15 protein-coding genes are annotated in these 17841 nt (G+C 60.3%); 11 read left to right on the top strand and 4 right to left on the bottom strand.

Annotation, left to right across the window (positions count from 1 at the left end):
• The first annotated feature begins 7 nt into the window (after positions 1–7).
• From pcaG to EC915_RS04225, 4 genes are all read left to right on the top strand, one after another.
• A complete protein-coding gene (gene pcaG / locus EC915_RS04240; protein WP_133749250.1) occupies positions 8–610 on the top strand; it encodes a protocatechuate 3,4-dioxygenase subunit alpha in 603 nt (200 codons plus the stop codon).
• Positions 611–656: 46 nt separating this feature from the next.
• Entirely contained in the window at positions 657–2021 is a 1365-nt protein-coding gene (locus tag EC915_RS04235) for a 3-carboxy-cis,cis-muconate cycloisomerase (RefSeq protein ID WP_133749249.1), read from the top strand.
• 16 nt (positions 2022–2037) lie between these two features.
• Positions 2038–2433, top strand: a complete 396-nt coding sequence (gene pcaC / locus EC915_RS04230; protein WP_133749248.1) for a 4-carboxymuconolactone decarboxylase — start codon at positions 2038–2040, stop codon at positions 2431–2433.
• Positions 2434–2705: 272 nt separating this feature from the next.
• Positions 2706–3593, top strand: a complete 888-nt coding sequence (locus EC915_RS04225) for a DMT family transporter (protein ID WP_133749247.1) — start codon at positions 2706–2708, stop codon at positions 3591–3593.
• A 275-nt stretch (positions 3594–3868) separates the two neighbouring features.
• Here EC915_RS04225 and EC915_RS04220 read toward each other — a convergent pair whose 3' ends face one another.
• Positions 3869–5215 (bottom strand): MFS transporter, encoded by a 1347-nt coding sequence (locus tag EC915_RS04220; RefSeq protein WP_133749246.1) that lies wholly within the window; start codon positions 5213–5215, stop codon positions 3869–3871.
• 304 nt (positions 5216–5519) lie between these two features.
• On the opposite strand from EC915_RS04220, the gene quiC reads away from it, so the two are divergent.
• A complete protein-coding gene (gene quiC / locus EC915_RS04215; protein WP_133749245.1) occupies positions 5520–7427 on the top strand; it encodes a 3-dehydroshikimate dehydratase QuiC in 1908 nt (635 codons plus the stop codon).
• A gap of 89 nt (positions 7428–7516) precedes the next feature.
• Positions 7517–8188, top strand: a complete 672-nt coding sequence (locus EC915_RS04210) for a TetR/AcrR family transcriptional regulator (protein ID WP_133749244.1) — start codon at positions 7517–7519, stop codon at positions 8186–8188.
• A 6-nt stretch (positions 8189–8194) separates the two neighbouring features.
• Here EC915_RS04210 and EC915_RS04205 read toward each other — a convergent pair whose 3' ends face one another.
• Positions 8195–9058: a shikimate dehydrogenase gene (locus EC915_RS04205; RefSeq protein ID WP_133749243.1), complete on the bottom strand. Its 864-nt coding sequence runs from the start codon at positions 9056–9058 to the stop codon at positions 8195–8197.
• A 230-nt stretch (positions 9059–9288) separates the two neighbouring features.
• On the opposite strand from EC915_RS04205, the gene EC915_RS04200 reads away from it, so the two are divergent.
• The 4 genes from EC915_RS04200 to EC915_RS04185 all read left to right on the top strand — a co-directional run bounded on the left by EC915_RS04200 (position 9289) and on the right by EC915_RS04185 (position 13741).
• Positions 9289–10683: a DHA2 family efflux MFS transporter permease subunit gene (locus tag EC915_RS04200; protein WP_133749242.1), complete on the top strand. Its 1395-nt coding sequence runs from the start codon at positions 9289–9291 to the stop codon at positions 10681–10683.
• Positions 10684–10886: 203 nt separating this feature from the next.
• Entirely contained in the window at positions 10887–11654 is a 768-nt protein-coding gene (locus EC915_RS04195; RefSeq protein ID WP_133749241.1) for an SDR family NAD(P)-dependent oxidoreductase, read from the top strand.
• Positions 11655–11670: 16 nt separating this feature from the next.
• Complete coding sequence (locus EC915_RS04190) at positions 11671–12879, top strand: acetyl-CoA C-acyltransferase (protein WP_133749240.1); 1209 nt, start codon at positions 11671–11673, stop codon at positions 12877–12879.
• An 88-nt stretch (positions 12880–12967) separates the two neighbouring features.
• Complete coding sequence (locus tag EC915_RS04185; RefSeq protein WP_133749239.1) at positions 12968–13741, top strand: enoyl-CoA hydratase; 774 nt, start codon at positions 12968–12970, stop codon at positions 13739–13741.
• A gap of 24 nt (positions 13742–13765) precedes the next feature.
• Here the strand turns inward: EC915_RS04185 and EC915_RS04180 are convergent, their stop codons facing one another.
• Entirely contained in the window at positions 13766–15280 is a 1515-nt protein-coding gene (locus EC915_RS04180; RefSeq protein ID WP_166650907.1) for a type VI secretion system Vgr family protein, read from the bottom strand.
• Positions 15281–15607: 327 nt separating this feature from the next.
• Here EC915_RS04180 and EC915_RS04175 point away from each other — a divergent pair, with 327 nt between their 5' ends.
• Positions 15608–16309 carry a YebC/PmpR family DNA-binding transcriptional regulator gene (locus tag EC915_RS04175; RefSeq protein WP_133749237.1) on the top strand — a complete coding sequence of 234 codons (702 nt, stop codon included), beginning with the start codon at positions 15608–15610 and terminating at the stop codon, positions 16307–16309.
• Between the two features lie 210 nt (positions 16310–16519).
• Here EC915_RS04175 and EC915_RS04170 read toward each other — a convergent pair whose 3' ends face one another.
• The gene (locus EC915_RS04170) at positions 16520–17839 is read right to left on the bottom strand and encodes a leucine-rich repeat-containing protein kinase family protein (RefSeq protein ID WP_133749236.1); all 1320 of its coding nucleotides are present in this window, start codon (positions 17837–17839) and stop codon (positions 16520–16522) included.
• Positions 17840–17841: the final 2 nt, after the last annotated feature.

Genomic DNA, 17841 nt, shown 5'->3' with positions numbered 1-17841 from the left:
GGAGCCCATGCCCATTGAAATTTTGCACGAAACCCCTTCACAGACCGCCGGCCCGTACGTGCACATCGGCCTTGCCCTGGAGGCTGCGGGTAATCCGCCTCGCGAGCAGGAAATCTGGAATGAAATGGCCCGCCCCGAGGCTCCTGGCGAGCACATCCTGCTGCTGGGGCATGTGTATGACGGCAACGGCCATCTGATCCGCGACTCGTTTCTGGAATTGTGGCAGGCCGATGCCGAGGGTCATTACGACACCGAATATGCGCTGACCAAACCTTTCAACAGCTTTGGCCGCACAGCGACCACCGACGAAGGCGAATGGGTGGTCAGGACCCTCAAACCGGGCATCGTGCGCAATGCTGCAGGGGTGCCGATGGCGCCTCACGTCAATGTTTCGCTGTTCGCCCGCGGCATCAACATTCACCTGCAAACGCGCCTGTATTTCGATGACGAAAGCGCACGCAACGCCCTGGACCCGGTGTTGAATCTCATCGAGCAGCCCGCACGGCGGCAGACATTGGTCGCGACGCGTTGCACCGTGGACGGCAACGTGGCCTACCGTTTCGACATCCGTGTGCAGGGCGCCGATGAAACGGTGTTCTTCGATTTTTGATCCAGGGCAGGATGAACTGTGAGCATGAGCCGTCAGGAGCCGTACATTGAGCCGATCCACTAATCAACTTTTCGATCACTATTTCACCCGGCAGTCCATGCGCGAGGTTTTCTCCGATCATGGCCGCGTGCAGGGCATGCTCGATTTCGAGGCCGCGCTGGCCCGGGCGCAAGCGACCGTTGGCGCGATTGCGCCCGAGGTCGTGAGCGACATCGTGGCCGCCTGCGATGCAACGCTCTATGACTTCGACGCCTTGGCCATTGCTATCGCCAATGCCGGAAACCCGGCAATTCCGCTGGTCAAGGTGTTAGGCCGGCAGATCGCGTCACACAACGAAGTGGCCGAGCGTTACGTGCACATGGGCGCCACCAGTCAGGACGTCATGGACAGTGGACTGATGTTGCAACTGCGCAGGGCGGTCACGTTGCTGGAGGACGATCTGGCCAGTCTCGCCGACAGTCTTGCCCGCCAGGCGCAACGATATGCCCAGGTGCCGATGGCGGGGCGTACCTGGCTGCAACAGGCGACTCCCGTCACCCTTGGCGCGAAAGTCGCTGGCTGGCTGGGCGCGCTGACTCGACATCGTCAGCGACTTGAAGAAATCAAACCCCGGCTCCTGTGCCTGCAGTTCGGTGGTGCCTCGGGCAGCCTGGCGGCCCTGGGCGACATGGCGTTGCCCACCGCCGAGGCGCTGGCGACAGAACTGCAACTGCACCTGCCGGAACAGCCCTGGCATACTCAGCGCGATCGTCTGGTGGAGTTCGCCTGCTTGCTGGGCCTGATCGCAGGAAGCCTGGGCAAGCTCGGTCGCGACATCAGCTTGCTGATGCAGACCGAAGCCGGTGAGGTGTTCGAACCGGCAGCGGCGGGCAAGGGCGGCTCCTCGACCATGCCGCACAAGCGAAATCCGGTGGGCGCTGCGGTGATGATCGCGGCGGCGACCCGGGCACCGGGGCTGGTCTCGACGCTGCTCAGCGCCATGCCGCAGGAGCATGAGCGCAGCCTGGGGCTGTGGCATGCCGAATGGGAGACGCTGCCGGAACTCTGCTGTCTGGTCTCCGGGTCGTTGCAACAGGCTTTGGCCGTGGTTCCCGATCTAGAGGTGGATGCCGAACGTATGCGGCAGAACCTGGACCTGACCCACGGGCTGGTACTGGCCGAAGCGGTCAGCATTGCCCTGTCACAGCGCATCGGTCGCGATGCGGCTCACCACTTGGTCGAGCAAAGCTGCCGTCGCGCTGTGGAGCAGGGCAGCCATCTGCGCGACGTACTGGGTGCCAACCCTGACGTCAGGGCGCACCTATCGGCGCAGGCGCTGGATAATCTGCTCGATCCTGCCCACTATCTGGGCCAGTCGGCGCGCTGGGTCGAACGCGCGGTTGCCGAACATCAGGCCTTCAATCTTCGTTAAACCCACAGGAGCGAACATGGACGAGAAACAGCGTTACGCAGCGGGCATGCAAGTGCGCCGCGAAGTGCTCGGCGATGCCCACGTCGACCGCAGCCTGGACAAGCTCACGCCATTCAACGGCGAGTTTCAGGAAATGATCACTCGCCACGCCTGGGGCGACATCTGGACCCGCCCGGGCCTGCCACGGCATACCCGCAGCCTGATCACCATCGCCATGCTGATCGGCATGAACCGCGAAGGCGAACTGCGCTTGCATCTGCGAGCAGCGAAAAACAATGGGGTGACCCGGGATGAGATCAAGGAAGTGTTGATGCAGAGCGCGATCTATTGCGGGATTCCTGCCGCCAATGCGAGCTTTCATCTGGCCGAAGAAGTCTGGAATGAGTTGGGCGTGGAGTCGCAGCAGGTTTGAACGGTGGCGGTCTCAGGGCCGTTTTGCTTGAGTCCATAACCATCTTCTGGGGAAATGAGCTTGCTCACGAGGACGCGACCTTAATCAGCATCTTGCCGCGATTGAGGCTGTCCTTCGTAAGCAAGCGCGACCCTATAGCGCTCAGCATCGCTCGCTGCGCATGATTGAGGTTTATTTGGTTATCTGACGACAGCTTCTATATTCTCTGCGTGTCTAACCCGCTGGTCGCCGGAAGTCCGAGCGGATACCCACGCAAGTCCATAGGAAAGCTGATGAGCACCACCAGCACGCCGCTTTCAGGCGTCAACCAGCCACTCAAGGGCATCGCGCTGATTGTCCTGGCAACCTTTCTGTTTTCCAGTCACGACACCCTGTCCAAATACCTCTCCGGCATCTACCCGATCATGATGGTGGTGTGGGTGCGCTATGTGGTGCACACCTGCCTGATGGCCTGCATCTTCATGCCGTCGGCGGGGCTGCGTGTATTGCGCACCAAACGGCCCGGACTGCAGGCGTTGCGTGCAGCGTGTCTGCTGGGCACCAGTTTGTTGTTCACCAGCGGCCTGATGTTTATTCCGATCGCTGAAGCGACAGCGGTCAACTTTCTTGCGCCGCTGTTAGTGACCGCCTTGTCGGTCCCACTGCTCAAGGAAACAGTGTCGCGGGGGCAGTGGATCGCTGTGTTAGTGGGTTTCAGTGGAGTATTGGTGATCGTCCATCCGGGAGGCGAGCTGTTTACCCCGGCCGTGTTGCTGCCTCTGGGTTCGGCGCTGTGTTTTGCCTTCTACCAACTCTTGACCCGGTTGGTGGCAGCTCACGACAGCCCGACCACCAGCAACTTTTTCGCCGGGCTGTTCAATAGCCTGCTGATGAGCGCCATCGTGCCGTTTTTCTGGCAGCCGCCTGAGTGGAAACACATCCCGTTCATGCTGGCTTTGGGCACCTGCGGCATGGTTGCGCACCTGATGCTGACCCAGGCATTCCGTTTTGCCGCGCCGGCACTGCTGGCGCCGTTCAGCTATTGCCAGATTGTGTTTGCCGGGCTGTGGGGGTTTATCGTGTTCGATCATGCCCCGTCGCTGACGGCGCAGGCGGGGATAGCGATTATCTGCTTGAGCGGGCTGGCGGCGGCCTGGCAACAGCGGAAAAAGGGCGGATGAGGTAACGGACAGCCGGGGCTTGCTGGTCTGGCCGAATATTCATTCACCATCAATTTCCCGGGTGGTTGCAACCATCGCCAGTGACCAGCGTGGTGCAGTACGGCCTGGGGGAACCGACACAGCCTCATCGTCTGAAACATCGTTCTCGAATGAATTCGTACAGTGGGGGCACACTGCTTATGGCGGGTGCACACCTCCCGTAGGAGACGCTGGAGGTTACGAAGGCAGCGAACGCGCAGTGTCAGGCGCCCCATGTATCACTCATGCCCACCCGGTCAGCCTGCCGTCTCAACTTCCCGTGGGGCCATGAAGTACAGCCACAGCAGGGCAATGAAGTACATCGCTGGTATCAGGGTGAACATCACGTTGTAGTTGTTGTGGGTAGCGGTCAACACCGCACCGACCATCTGCGTCATGAACATCCCGCCGATGGCTGCGCACATGCCGCCGAAGCCGAACACGGTGCTCATCATGTGCTTGGGCGTGTAATCCATCACCAGACTCCAGATGTTGGCGGTCCAGGCCTGGTGGGCCCCGACTGCCAGCGCGATGGCACCGACCGCTATCCAAAGACCGCTGGTATTGGCGGCGATGACCACACTGATAATCGTCAGGGCGAAGATCAGCATCGAAACCAGCCTTGAGGTGGTGGGGCGCATGCCACGGCCAATCAGCCACGACGAGAGAATACCGCCGCCGATGCTGCCGAAGTCGGCCGTCAACCAGATCAGCATCAGCGGAATGCCCATCTGTGTGACGCTGATCCCCAGGCTGTATTGCTGGTTGAGAAACGGCGGCAACCAATAGAGGTAGAACCAGAACACCGGCGCCGTGAGGGCGTACGCGATGGCGAAAGCCCAGGTGCCGCGCATTTTCAGGATGATTGAGAGCGCAACCTTGGCCGGCGCAGGCTCAGGCTCACTCGCCTGATTGATGTAATCCAGCTCGCTTTGCCGCACGGTCGGATGCTCTTCAGGGTTGAAGTACTTCAGGCGCCAGATGATCACCCAGAGCAAGCCCAGCGACCCCATGCAGATGAACGCCGCCTGCCAGCCCCACACCGTCAGGATCAACGGCAGCAGCGCGGGTGTAACCATTGCACCGACGTTGGTTCCGGCATTGAAGATCCCGGTAGCAACCGCACGCTCTCCGGCCGGAAACCACAACCGCGTGGTTTTCACACACGCCGGATAGTTGGCTGCTTCAGTCATGCCGAGAATGAACCGGCAAACCATGAACCCTGCTGCCGAGGTCGCCAGGCCACGAGCGCCCGTGGCGAAGCTCCACAACAGTACGGCCAGAAAGAACGCCCGCTTAACCCCGACGCGGTCGATGAACCGTCCTTGCAGCAGGAAGCCGATGGCGTAGCCAACCTGAAACCAGAAGTTGATATTGGCGTAATCCATGGCCGTCCAGCTCATTTGTTTGGCCAGGATAGGTTGCATCACGCCCAGGGCGGCGCGGTCTATGTAGTTCAGGGCCGTGGCGCAGAACACCAAAGCCAGCATGCCCCAGCGGGTCTTGCCCACCGCAAGGGCGTTGCGGATTTTTTCGCCGATCCCGGCGTGAGGGTGCACGGAGGCGGCTGTGACTGGCGCAGGCGAAGCAGGGTATGAGCGCATGAGCATTTAACCTGTCTTGGAATTGTTATGGTTTTTCTGTGGATCGCGGTGCCCAATGTTCAGGACTGCCTGGAACTGCCGCTGACGTTGAAAACGCACCTTGTCCGACAATGTGCGGACGATGTTGGGCGTCGTCTGCATGAGCGTCAATTCACAGATAGCGCTTTTGGGCGATTATCGAACATAAAACTAACCAGTCCGTACATTTAATTTGCGGTGAAAGATTACCGGGAGAATAATCGGATTAACACCTGAGCGGCAGCAGACAACGGCCCGTCAGGTGCATTCAATAGGGAGTTACAAGATGCAGCGTTCAATTGCCACCGTTTCCTTGAGCGGAACCCTGCCGGAAAAGCTCGAAGCCATCGCCGCAGCCGGTTTCGACGGCGTCGAGATGTTTGAAAATGATTTGCTGTACTACGACGGCAGCCCGCGTCACATACGGCAAATGTGTGCTGATCTGGGCATCGCCATCACCCTGTTTCAGCCTTTCCGCGATTTTGAAGGCTGCCGCCGTGACCGTCTGCAACGCAACATCGACCGCGCCGAGCGCAAATTCGACCTGATGCAGGAGCTGGGTGCCGATCTGATGCTGGTGTGCAGCAACAGCGCCAGCGACTCGCTGGGTGAGCAGAGCATTCTGCTGGATGATCTGACGCTGCTGGCTGAGCGCGCAGGTGCCCGGCAACTGCGAATCGGCTATGAGGGCCTGGCGTGGGGCCGGCATGTGAAAACGTGGCAGCAGGTCTGGAATCTGGTGCGCCAGATCGATCACCCGGCGCTGGGCGTACTGCTGGACAGTTTTCATACCCTGTCACTCAAAGGCGATCCCACTGCAATCGCCGAAATCCCCGGCCACAAGATCTTCTTCGTGCAAATGGCCGATGCGCCTCTGCTGGACATGGAAGTGTCGGAATGGAGCCGCCATTTTCGCTGCTTCCCGGGCCAAGGCGAATTTGACCTGCCCGGCTTTCTCGCGCCTATCCTGCGCAGCGGCTATACCGGCCCGCTGTCGCTGGAAATCTTCAACGACGGCTTCCGCGCCGCGCCGCCGCGGGCCAACGCCGCAGATGGCTTGCGCTCGCTGCTGTACCTGGAAGAGAAGACCCGTGAGCGTTTGGCCGAAGACGCCCAGGCAGTTAAACCAGAGTTGCTGTTCAGCCCGCCTGCGGCCAGTACCTACGATGGCGTCGAGTTTCTCGAGTTCGCAGTAGACGACGCGCACAGCGCACGCCTCTGCGGGTGGCTGCAAAGCCTGGGTTTCGTCAAGCTTGGCCAGCATTGTTCCAAGGCCGTGAGCTTGCTGGCGCAGGGCGACATCAAGATCGTGCTCAACAGCGAACCGTATTCGTTTGCCCACAACTTTTTTGAATCCCACGGCCCGTCGCTGTGCGCCACGGCATTGCGCGTCAACAACGGCAGCGCAGCGCTCGAGCGCGCCTGTCAGTACAAAGGCCAGCCTTATCGTGGCCTGGTCGGGCCCAACGAGCGGGAGATTCCTGCTGTTCGTGCACCGGATGGCAGCCTGATTTATCTGGTCGAGCCTGCACTGCCAGGCGAGTCTATCTACGACAGTGACTTCAACATCACCAGCGACACGCCTGTCGGCGCGGGTCTGCAGCGCATCGACCACATGGCCATGGCGCTGCCCGCCGACAGCCTCGACAGCTGGGTGCTGTTCTACAAGAGCCTGCTGGATTTCGAGGCCGACGACGAAGTGGTGTTGCCCGACCCATACGGTCTGGTGAAAAGTCGGGCGTTGCGTAGCCGCTGCAGCTCCGTGCGCTTGCCGCTGAACATCTCGGAAAACCGCAACACGGCGATTTCCCACGCGCTATCGAGTTATCACGGCTCAGGTGTTCATCACATTGCCTTCTCCTGCGAGGACATTTTCACTCAGGTCGCACGCGCGAAAAAGGCTGGCGTCCAGTTGCTGGATATTCCCCTCAACTATTACGACGATCTGGCGGCGCGCTTCGATTTCGACGACGAGTTTCTCAGTGAGCTGGCCTATTACAACGTGTTGTATGACCGCGACGCTGACGGCGGAGAGCTGTTTCACGTCTACACCGAGGCATTTGACGAGCGATTCTTCTTCGAAATTCTGCAACGCAAGAACGGTTACACCGGCTACGGCGCGGCTAACGTGGCGGTGCGTCTGGCAGCGATGGCCAAGTCGCGAAAAGGGGGTGGCCGCCAGGCTCGCCTCTGACCGACTGACGCCATGCTGAAACGGGCCACTTCCGTAAGCCCGCACCGCGGCTCATAATCCGGCGATTCCACCGTGGTCGTGAGCCAAGCATGAAAACTGTCGACGACACCCTGGTCGAGGCGCCTGTAGAGGCGCCGCGCAAGGGCCGCAAGAACAATCCGGAAAAAACCCGCGAGGGCATCCTTCAGGCGGCCGTCGCCGAATTCGTCTCTCAGGGCTTGTCAGGCGCCAGAGTCGATGCCATTGCCGAGCGCACGCAAACCTCCAAGCGGATGATCTATTACTACTTCAACAGCAAGGAGCAGCTGTACAGCGAAGTGCTGGAGAAGTTGTATGGCGACATCCGCCATACCGAAAGTGGCCTGAAGCTTGATGTGCTGGAGCCCATGGCTGCCATCCGGCGTCTGGTGGAGTTCACCTTCGATCACCACGATCGCAATGTCGACTTCGTGCGCATTGTCTGCATCGAGAACATCCACAACGGTGAAAACGTCAAGCAGTTACCCACCATTCGTACGCTCAGCCAACACGTGTTACACGCGCTGGATGAGACGTTGCGCCGTGGAGAAAAGGAAGGGGCGTTCCGCTCCGGTGTGCAGGCCATCGACCTGCACATGCTGATCAGTTCATTCTGCTTTTATCGCGTCTCCAACCGGCATACCTTTTCGGAAATCTTCCAGATCGAACTCGAGGAGCCGCAGGTGAAGACGCGGCACAAAGCGATGATCTGCGAGTCGGTGACGCGCTACCTGCTGCCTTGATGGCGATCAGGCGTCCATCGAAGCGAAAAACGCCTGCATCCGCGCCGCATCGGCTTGCTGGCCGGTGAACAGCTCGAATGCCTTGACGGCCTGGAATACTGCCATCGTGCTGCCGTCCAGCGTTCGGCAACCCAACCGGCGGGCGTGAGCCAGCAGTTCGGTCTGCAAGGGGAAGTAAATGATCTCCGCAACCCACATCTGCGCCCGCAGCAGCTCTGGGGGTAGGGGCGTGCCGGGCAATTTGGTCATGCCCACCGGCGTGGTGTTGACCAGCCCGTCAGCCGCGGCCATCGTGCCGGACAAATCCAGCCCCACCCGCGCGCGCCCGTCGCCGAAATGCGCGTTGAGGTTGTCCACCAGACTTTGCGCCCGGGCGGGCTCAACTTCGAAAATGCTCAACTGCTCGACGCCTTCGCTTAACAGCGCATGAGCGACGGCCGCTCCGGCACCGCCTGCTCCCATCTGCACCACGCGTTGGCGTGCCGCTTCATTGAGTCCGCGTCTGAAACCTTCGGCAAAGCCCAGGCAGTCGGTGTTATGGCCAATGCGCTTGCCATCCCTGAAGACAACCGTGTTGACCGCGCCAATGCTGCGCGCTTCATCCGACAGCTCGTCAAGCAATGGGATGACGGCCTGCTTGCACGGGAAGGTGATGTTCAGCCCGGTGAAGCCGCAGTGCTGGGCACCGGCGAGCACTGCGGGCAGGGCAGTGATATCGAGTTTCTGTGCGTCCAGATCAATCAGACGGTACAGGTAGCGCATCCCCTGAGCGTCGCCTTCATGCTCGTGCAGCGAGGGAGTGCGCGAAGCCTGGATACCGGCGCCGATAAGGCCAGCGAGGATTGAAGGTTTCCGGATATTTGAGGTCATGGTAAAGGGCTCTTGTTATTCAATTGCAGGAACAGAATCAGGCATGAGTGAAAATGTACCAGATAGTTAATTATGAAGAGGCGGCTGGAGCACGCTGGGTGGTGTAATCCGTTCGTTAATCGCCCATTTGCAGGGCCAGCACCTCGCTGAGGGGATTTCGCTCTGCGCGTAACAACCTGAACCCGCTACGATAGAGCGCTGCCTTCACCGCCACCTCAAGGAACCTGCCGATGTCGCAACGCCAATCAACGCTGATCGCCTTGCTGGTTGCGGTCACGTTCTTCATGGAAAACCTGGATGCGACGGTGATCGCCACTGCGCTGCCGGAAATGGCTAGAACCTTTGGCGTGACCGCGGTGGACCTGAATATCGGCATGAGCGCCTATATGCTGGCGATTGCGGCGTTCATCCCTATCAGCGGCTGGCTGGCGGACCGCCTGGGTTCACGGCTGGTGTTCGGCGGCGCCATCGTGCTGTTCACGCTCTCATCCTTGCTGTGCGGTATGAGTTCCAGCCTCGAAGGCTTTGTCGTCGCACGCGTGTTGCAAGGTGTGAGCGGGGCCATGATGGTCCCGGTTGGAAGGTTGGCGGTCATGCGTGCGACCGAGAAAAAGGATCTGGTACGAGCCATTTCGCTGATTACCTGGCCGGGACTCGTGGCACCCGTGCTCGGCCCCCCGTTGGGCGGTTTCATCGTCACCCACGCATCCTGGCCGTGGATCTTCTATCTGAACCTGCCCCTGGGGGTGCTGGCGCTGATTGCCACATGGGTGCTGATTCCGCGTCGCAATGAGCTCAACCAACGAGCGTTCGATTTCCCGGGTTTCGTGCTGCTGGGCGTGGCCTGCACGGCGTTGCTCTACGGCATGGAAATGCTGGGGCAGGGGCGGCAGAGTTACTGGCCGGGACTGCTGGTCACCGGGACCGGGCTGCTCAGCGCAGGTCTGGCCTGGGCACACATGCGCAGGCGCGCCGAGCCGTTGATGAACGTCAGCGTGATCGGTATTCGCACGTTCAGTGTCAGCCTTTGCGGCGGGTCGGTGTTTCGCATTGCCATCAGCACCTTGCCGTTCTTGCTGCCGCTGATGTTTCAGCTGGGCTTCGGGCTGTCGGCATTCGACGCCGGCCTGCTGGTATTGGGCGTGTTCGCTGGCAATCTGGCGATGAAACCCTTTACCGGTTTCGTCATGAAACGCTGGGGTTTTCGTACGGTGCTGATGGGCAACGGCTTGATCGGAGTCGCGGCCATCGCCGCCTGCGCCTTGCTCGATGAACAGATGGGCTGGCCGATGATCCTGCTGATTCTGTTCATTGGCGGCCTGTCGCGCTCGATGCAATTCACGGCATTCAACACGCTGGGTTTCGCCGATGTACCCAAACCGCAGATGAGCCATGCATCGACCATGTTTAGCATGTTTTTCCAGCTCAGCATGGGGCTGGGCGTAGCCATCGCTGCCTTACTCCTGCGCGGCTCGATGTACTTGCATGGCAACGAAGGTCAGGCGCACACCAGCGATTTCCAGCTGACCTTCATTTGGGTGGCACTGATTGCCTTGCTGGCATTGCTGGATAACCGGCGCCTGTCGGCACAAGCGGGTGAGGCGGTGTTGCAGCGCAAGGCGTGACGGATGGGCGCCTGGAGCAGCTTCTGCGGAAGCGAATTTTATCGGGCTGGCATCGGATCAACTGTTTGCGCCACCGCTGCGCACGCTGTGTGGGCACTGTCTAAAACCTCCACCGCGGTTGCATGCTTTGACTATTGCCCATTGCAGCGCCAGGGCGGAGTATTTCGTCACTCCCACAATAAAAGTCTAAGGACGACACAATCATGCAGATCGCAGGCAAGGTGTTTCTGGTCAGTGGCGGTGCATCCGGTCTGGGGGCAGCCACCGCGCAGATGCTGATCGAGGCGGGCGCCAAGGTGATGCTGGTGGATGTCAACGCTCAGGCCCTCGACATTCAGGTCGCCCGACTGGGTGGCAATGCGCGGGCCAGTGTGACCGATATCACGGTCGAAACAGCCGCCCAGGCCGCCGTTGACGAGGCCTTGACGGCGTTCGGGCAAGTCAACGGGCTGATCAACTGCGCCGGCATCGTCGGCGCGCAGAAGATCCTCGGCAAAGAAGGCCCTCATCCGCTGGACAGCTTCAGCCAGGTCATCAACGTCAACCTGATCGGCAGTTTCAACCTCCTGCGCCTGGCCGCTGCGGCGATTGCCGAGGGCCCCGCCGATGAGGGCGGGGAACGTGGCGTTATTGTCAATACCGCGTCCGTCGCCGCCTATGATGGCCAGATCGGCCAGGCCGCATATGCCGCCTCCAAGGGCGCGATTGCCAGCCTGACCTTGCCTGCCGCTCGCGAGCTGGCGCGGTTCGGTATCCGGGTCATGACCATCGCCCCTGGCATATTCGAAACGCCGATGATGGCCGGTATGACCCCGCAGGTGCGGGAAAGCCTGTCAGCGGGCGTGCCATTTCCTCCACGGCTTGGCAAACCCGATGAATACGCTGCACTGGTGCGCCACATCATTGAAAACAGCATGCTCAACGGCGAAGTGATCCGTCTTGACGGCGCCCTGCGCATGGCTGCCCGCTAACCGAGGAGATTCGACAATGTCACTGAATCAAAGCCAGTCACCCATCGAAGATCCTGTGGTGATCGTCAGTGCCGTGCGCACGCCCATGGGTGGTTTTCAAGGTGATCTGGCGAGCCTGACCGCACCTCAGCTCGGCGCGGCGGCCATTCGCGCTGCGGTCGAGCGCGCTGGCCTGGCAGCTGCCGATGTCGAGCAGGTGTTGTTGGGTTGCGTGCTGCCCGCAGGCCTGGGTCAAGCCCCGGCGCGTCAGGCGGCTTTGGGCGCTGGCCTGGGCGAAGGCACGCTGTGCACGACACTGAACAAGATGTGCGGCTCCGGGATGCAGGCAGCGATCATGGGCCACGACCTGTTGCTGGCTGGCAGCGCCGATGTGGTCGTAGCGGGGGGCATGGAGAGCATGTCCAACGCACCTTATCTGCTGGACAGGGCCCGCAGCGGTTACCGTATGGGTCACGCAAAGATCATTGATCACATGTTCTTCGACGGGTTGGAAGACGCCTACGAGCGCGGTCGCCTGATGGGAACCTTCGCTGAGGATTGCGCGTCGCTGGAAGGTTTCAGTCGCGAGGCGCAGGACGCTTTCGCTATAACCTCTTTGACCCGCGCCCAAGAGGCCATGGCGCAGGGCCGGTTCGACTCCGAAGTTGTTGCGCTGCAGGTCACCTCGGGTAAGGAGCAAAAGATCATCTCCCGGGACGAGCAGCCGCCTAAAGCCAGGCCGGACAAGATTCCCCTGCTCAAACCGGCGTTTCGCGACGGGGGGACGATCACGGCAGCCAACTCCAGTTCGATTTCCGACGGCGCCGCAGCACTGCTCCTGATGCGTCAGTCCCAAGCCGAGCGGCAAGGCCTCATACCACTGGCCGTCATTCGGGGTCATGCTGCTTACGCCAACCACCCTGGACTGTTTCCCACAGCCCCCATCGGTGCCATCGAGAAGCTGATGCGCCGCACCGGCTGGTCTCTGGACGATGTCGACCTGTTTGAGATCAACGAGGCATTCGCAGTGGTCGCGCTGGTGACCATGAGCAAATTGGAGCTGCCCCATGAAAAGGTCAACGTCAACGGCGGAGCCTGCGCCCTGGGGCACCCTATAGGTGCTTCTGGAGCGAGGATTCTCGTCACCTTGATTGCAGCGCTCAGGCAGCGGGGGTTACATCGCGGCGTGGCGGCGATCTGCATTGGTGGCGGAGAGGCGACTGCGTTGGCATTGGAGGTTTATTAGTTCATAAATCAATAAGTTAGGACTAATATCTAAAGTTTTTTATGAATTGTATTCGCTTACTAACCAATTGAATTTCGGATTAATAACAATGGCTTACAGCACAATCCTTAAAGAAGTCAGAGGTCGGGTCGCGTTGATTACGCTGAACAGACCCGAGGCCCTCAATGCCTTGAATGCCCAGCTGATCAGCGAGCTTAATCATGCCCTTGACGAGCTGGAGAGTGACCGTGGAATTGGCTGTGTCGTTCTGACTGGCTCGGCCAAAGCATTCGCTGCGGGCGCCGATATCAAGGAAATGGTCGGGCTGACCTACCCACAGATTTATCTGGATGACCTGTTTAGTGACAGCGATCGGGTCGCCAATCGTCGCAAACCGATCATCGCTGCGGTGGCGGGGTTTGCGTTGGGCGGGGGCTGCGAGCTGGCGCTGATGTGCGACTTCATTCTGGCCGCTGATAACGCCAAATTCGGGCAACCGGAAATCAAGCTTGGCGTACTGCCAGGCATGGGCGGCACCCAGCGTCTGACCCGGGCCGTTGGCAAGGCCAAGGCCATGGAAATGTGCCTGACCGGGCGAATGATCGATGCGGTCGAAGCTGAACGCTCGGGTCTGGTGGCGCGCATCGTGCCTCAGGAACAACTGCTCGACGAAGCCTTGAAGGTCGCGCAAGCCATTGCCACCAAGTCACTTGCGGCAGCCATGGCGGTCAAGGAGAGCGTCAATCGGGCTTTTGAAGTCAGTCTGTCCGAAGGCATTCGCTTCGAGCGTCGGGTGTTCCATGCGGCGTTCGCCAGCGAAGACCAGAAAGAAGGCATGACGGCCTTCATCGAAAAACGCGAGCCAGACTTCAAACACCGCTGACCGCAAGCGGACACGCCGGGCGGTTCATTTCTCCGTTTCATGCGCAGTGAAATGCACCCCCTGTTCGGTGACGCGCAAAGTGGCGCGCGCACTGGTCAGGGTCACCGGCCTGATGCTATCGATGCATAATTGCTTACCGTTGCCTGATGCGCCGGACGATCTGGAGTGGTCAGGGCCTGGGGGCAGCACCGCGCAGACCAGCGGCTGATCGGGATCCCCCTCGAAAAATCCGATCTGCAGCGTCGTTCCAGCCGCTTGCCTGGCAAGCCCGCTGGTTACCGCTGCCCAGCTATCGTCCGCGCTGCCAGCTAGCGATGCTGGCTGCCAGTCATACCGAATTCGCACACGTCCCGAAGCGTCGGTCTGCTCATCGACCTGTATCGCCACATCGCTCACCACGACTACCGGCTTGGGATGCTCAAGCGCGGGGCGATAGGGCATGGCCCAAGGCAACACGCGAAAGCTTTTCTCATAGCCGGCCAGCGAGGGCCGACCCAGGCCACTTCTGGGGTGCAAGAGGCTGGCGCCCCCTTCGCCGGATGTGTCCGCTGACGCCATGACCTGCAGGATCCGAATCACCTCCCTGGATACGCAGCCGCGCAGTGGCGCCAAGTGCCAGGCGCAATGACATACGTCGGTCAGGAGCCAGTGGTCGTTGAAAAACGTATCAGGATGCCCTCCGACCTGCACCACCAGCCCGCCGCGTAGCCACGGCAGTCGACTGCGGCCCATGATTTCCCGACGTTCGCAACGCAGCCGCTCGAGTTGACGTGCACTGAGCTGCTGCTGACCGCAAGCGGCGGCCGCAAGCAACGGCGCGCGTCGCGGCTGCTGATCAGCCTGGTAGCCGTCCGGGTCTGGCGTACAGGGAGGCCTGACATACTGCTCACTCGCGTGGCTGCTGTAGCTGGTGCGGACGGACAGTTGTTCGGCCAGGTGATCGACGCTGACCGGTTCCAGCCATTGCGCAAACCCCATGGGATCGTCGGAAAACACCACAATGTGACGGTGCAGGTGATGCTCGAAGCGAAAGCTGATGCCTTCTTCTTCACAGAGGCGAGATAAGAAGTGCAGATCGCTCTCGTCATACTGCAAGCAATGCTTGCGTGGCGGGTAGACACCGAGCAGGTGATCGAAGCGCATCGCGTCGTGGTCCAGTCCGTGGGCATGCAGCAGCAGGGTAATAATCTGCGGCACGCTTTGCCCGTTGAATGCGCGGCGCCGGACCGGGCCTGCCAGTCTTTGCAAGGCGGGCATCAAACGCAGGCGATAGAGGCTCAGGCCGGGACCTTGATAGAGTCGCCGGGCTTGATGAATCTGTCCATGCAACCCGTGCATCCGGGCTGTCTCCCCACCCATTTGCAGCCAGGCATCGCGCAATAGCAGCGAAGTGCAATCCAGGTTCGGCGCCGGGCTGACCAGGTCGATGTCGTAACAGAACGGCGCATTGAGCCGGTCGCGACCGTTGACACCGATCACCAGCCAATCGCTGGGGTTATTGGCGATGGCCAAGGTCATTGTCACCTGCGAGTCGCGCATCTGCTGAGGCACCATGAATTTTCGAGGCGCAGAGGGTACGAAAAGCTACAGCGCAAAGGGGCCAGTTCTGAATTTTCGGAAGCGGACTACAAAAAGCGCTCATCTATCCTAAGCATCGCGTAGGCGATTTCCGCGAAACTTATTACCCATCCTTTGATCGACAGCACCACGGCGGGGGTTTCTTCTGCCGCCAGCGCGTATAAAATGCGCCGCACGTCCGGGGTCTGTCCGGGCGTGTCACCCTTTTCAGCATTTATCGTCCTCGGTCCGACGCGCCACGCCGGATCGCCATGGACGGTTTATCGCCATCGGAACAAGAGAGCAATCATGGGCGCACAGTGGAAGGTCAAACACAAAGAAGCAGCAGCCAACGCCAAGGGCAAGATTTTCGGCAAGCTGTCCAAGGAAATCATGATTGCCGCGCGTTCCGGCGCTGACCCCGACATGAACTCGCGTCTGCGTCTGGTGGTCGAGCAGGCAAAGAAGGCGTCGATGCCGCGTGAGACCCTGGAACGGGCAATCAAGAAAGGCGCCGGCCTGCTGGGTGAGCAGGTCAACTACCATTTCGTCACTTACGAGGGTTTCGCACCGCACAAGGTGCCAGTGATCGTCGAGTGCCTGACCGACAACGTCAACCGTACCGTCGCCGAGATTCGTGTGTTGTTTCGCAAGGGGCAAATGGGTGCCGCCGGCTCGATCACCTGGGACTTCGATCATCTGGGCATGATTGAAGCGGCAGGCGACGGTAAAACCGACCCTGAAGAGGCGGCCATTGAATCGGGCGCTCAAGATGTCGAAGAAGGTGAAGAGGGCGTGACCCTGTTCTATACCGAAACCACTGACCTGGACGCTGTGTGCAAGGCATTGCCGGAGCAGGGTTTTACCGTTGAATCGGCCAAGCTCGGCTACCGCCCGAAAAACCCGGTCTCGGGCCTCAGCGACGAGCAAATGTCAGAAGTCGAAGTCTTCCTTGAGGCCATCGACAGCCACGATGATGTGCAGAACGTGTACGTAGGGCTGGCCGGGTAAGACACCTTTCTGTGGCGCGGCTCACATCCAGAGAAGAGCCTGCTTAGGGCTGGCCGCTCTTGGATCGATGGCTGTGAACGGAATCAATCGCGAGAAAAAAGCGGCAGGCACTGACGATGTACCGTCGGGGCCTGTCTCTCATTGGAAAGCGTTGCGCAATGAATGTGCTCACCATATTTGCTGCGCGATGCCAGGATTTTGCGAAAACACTTACCCGTTATCAGGCCGGGTACACGTCGCCTCATGGGCTGTCAGCGCCTGTTCTATCGCTGTAAAGCTGGGGCGGTTTGTGACTGCCGGCTGCACGCACTGCTGCTCCAGCGTCCGCCACCGCGCAATCGCGTCATCAGCGGCGTCACAACACGCTAGCAATTCTCCCAGCAGAATTCCGAAAGCCCGCACTTCGATACGTTCGAGCGTGCGCCCGGTTTCTGCATCCGGGTAAAACGCGGCAGCGCCGAAATCCCCAAGCAGGCTCTCGCCGTTCTCTTCCCACAGGATGTTATGCGCGTAGAGGTCGCCGTGGTTGATACCACGGGCGTGCAGGTGGCGGCAGGCCGAGGCTATACCTGCCGCGATGCGCAGAGCGGTGTCCAGGCTCAGACGTGTGCCGTTGTAAACATCGCGGGTGCAGGATTCCAGGCTTGGCGGACGGGCAAGGGTGATAAAACGCGGCGAGATCAGTTGCATCACCAGGCCTCTGACGTTCTGTGGGTGACCGAACACCTTGCCCTCGACCGGAATCAGATTCGAGTGTCGACCTGCGGCGATGCAGGCCGCCATCTCATCCAGTGGGGAACCGTCACTGGTCAGCTCACCCTTGTAGAGTTTGACTGCGACGTCTTCGCTCAAGCCGCAATTGTCCACCCATTCGGCCCGTTGGATAACCCCGGATGCGCCTTCGCCGAGCATCTGGTGCAACGTCAATTCCGACCAGGGAATCTGCCGGATCGGCTCTTCGGTGTGGATATCGTTAAGCGGATTGCCAGCGAACGCCAGCCAGGCCAAGGCAGGCATCTGTAGCAGCCACTGCGGTAATCGGCGGATGTCATTCGACGCGATGCGCACCAGTTCCAGTCGATGGCACGCTGCAAGGGAGGCTGGCAGATGCTGCAGACGGTTGCCGGCCAGCATCAGCTTTTGTAGATACGTACAGTTGCCCAGTTCGTCCGGCAGCGACTCGATGTGGTTATCCGTCAGCACCAGCGAGCGCAGCCGTGGCGGCAGCGACTCGGGGGGTATTTCAACGATATGGCAGGCTTTGAAACCGATGAAGAACAGCTGCTCGCACTGGCCCAGCGCTTTGGGTAAGCGGGTGAACAGGTTGTTGGAGCAGAAGAGGATCTTCAGGTGCTTGAGCCGATGCAGGTCGGTGGGCAGGTCGCTCAACTGGTTGTCGGACAGATTCAGCACTTGCAGCGAATCGCTGAGGTCGAAAATCGCTTCGGGAAATGCCGTCAGGCCGCAGCTGAGGTCCAGCCGTTTGCTGCCCGCCAGCTTGCCAGCGCGCAGGTCTGCGAGAGTGTGCATGG

The organism is Pseudomonas sp. LP_7_YM, assembly GCF_004364435.1.
GTDB lineage: Bacteria > Pseudomonadota > Gammaproteobacteria > Pseudomonadales > Pseudomonadaceae > Aquipseudomonas.
The sequence above is the reverse complement of the archived record's forward strand: the minus strand, read 5'-3'. Positions and strand labels throughout refer to the sequence as shown.

Bases quoted from the DNA above. Each gene is read 5' to 3' on its own strand.
- pcaG (WP_133749250.1), top strand. From the start codon at position 8: ATGCCCATTGAAATTTTGCACGAAACCCCTTCACAGACCGCCGGCCCG.
- pcaC (WP_133749248.1), top strand. From the start codon at position 2,038: ATGGACGAGAAACAGCGTTACGCAGCGGGCATGCAAGTGCGCCGCGAA.
- EC915_RS04225 (WP_133749247.1), top strand. From the start codon at position 2,706: ATGAGCACCACCAGCACGCCGCTTTCAGGCGTCAACCAGCCACTCAAG.
- EC915_RS04220 (WP_133749246.1), bottom strand. From the start codon at position 5,215: ATGCGCTCATACCCTGCTTCGCCTGCGCCAGTCACAGCCGCCTCCGTG.
- quiC (WP_133749245.1), top strand. From the start codon at position 5,520: ATGCAGCGTTCAATTGCCACCGTTTCCTTGAGCGGAACCCTGCCGGAA.
- EC915_RS04210 (WP_133749244.1), top strand. From the start codon at position 7,517: ATGAAAACTGTCGACGACACCCTGGTCGAGGCGCCTGTAGAGGCGCCG.
- EC915_RS04205 (WP_133749243.1), bottom strand. From the start codon at position 9,058: ATGACCTCAAATATCCGGAAACCTTCAATCCTCGCTGGCCTTATCGGC.
- EC915_RS04200 (WP_133749242.1), top strand. From the start codon at position 9,289: ATGTCGCAACGCCAATCAACGCTGATCGCCTTGCTGGTTGCGGTCACG.
- EC915_RS04195 (WP_133749241.1), top strand. From the start codon at position 10,887: ATGCAGATCGCAGGCAAGGTGTTTCTGGTCAGTGGCGGTGCATCCGGT.
- EC915_RS04190 (WP_133749240.1), top strand. From the start codon at position 11,671: ATGTCACTGAATCAAAGCCAGTCACCCATCGAAGATCCTGTGGTGATC.
- EC915_RS04185 (WP_133749239.1), top strand. From the start codon at position 12,968: ATGGCTTACAGCACAATCCTTAAAGAAGTCAGAGGTCGGGTCGCGTTG.
- EC915_RS04180 (WP_166650907.1), bottom strand. From the start codon at position 15,280: ATGCGCGACTCGCAGGTGACAATGACCTTGGCCATCGCCAATAACCCC.
- EC915_RS04175 (WP_133749237.1), top strand. From the start codon at position 15,608: ATGGGCGCACAGTGGAAGGTCAAACACAAAGAAGCAGCAGCCAACGCC.
- EC915_RS04170 (WP_133749236.1), bottom strand. From the start codon at position 17,839: ATGCACACTCTCGCAGACCTGCGCGCTGGCAAGCTGGCGGGCAGCAAA.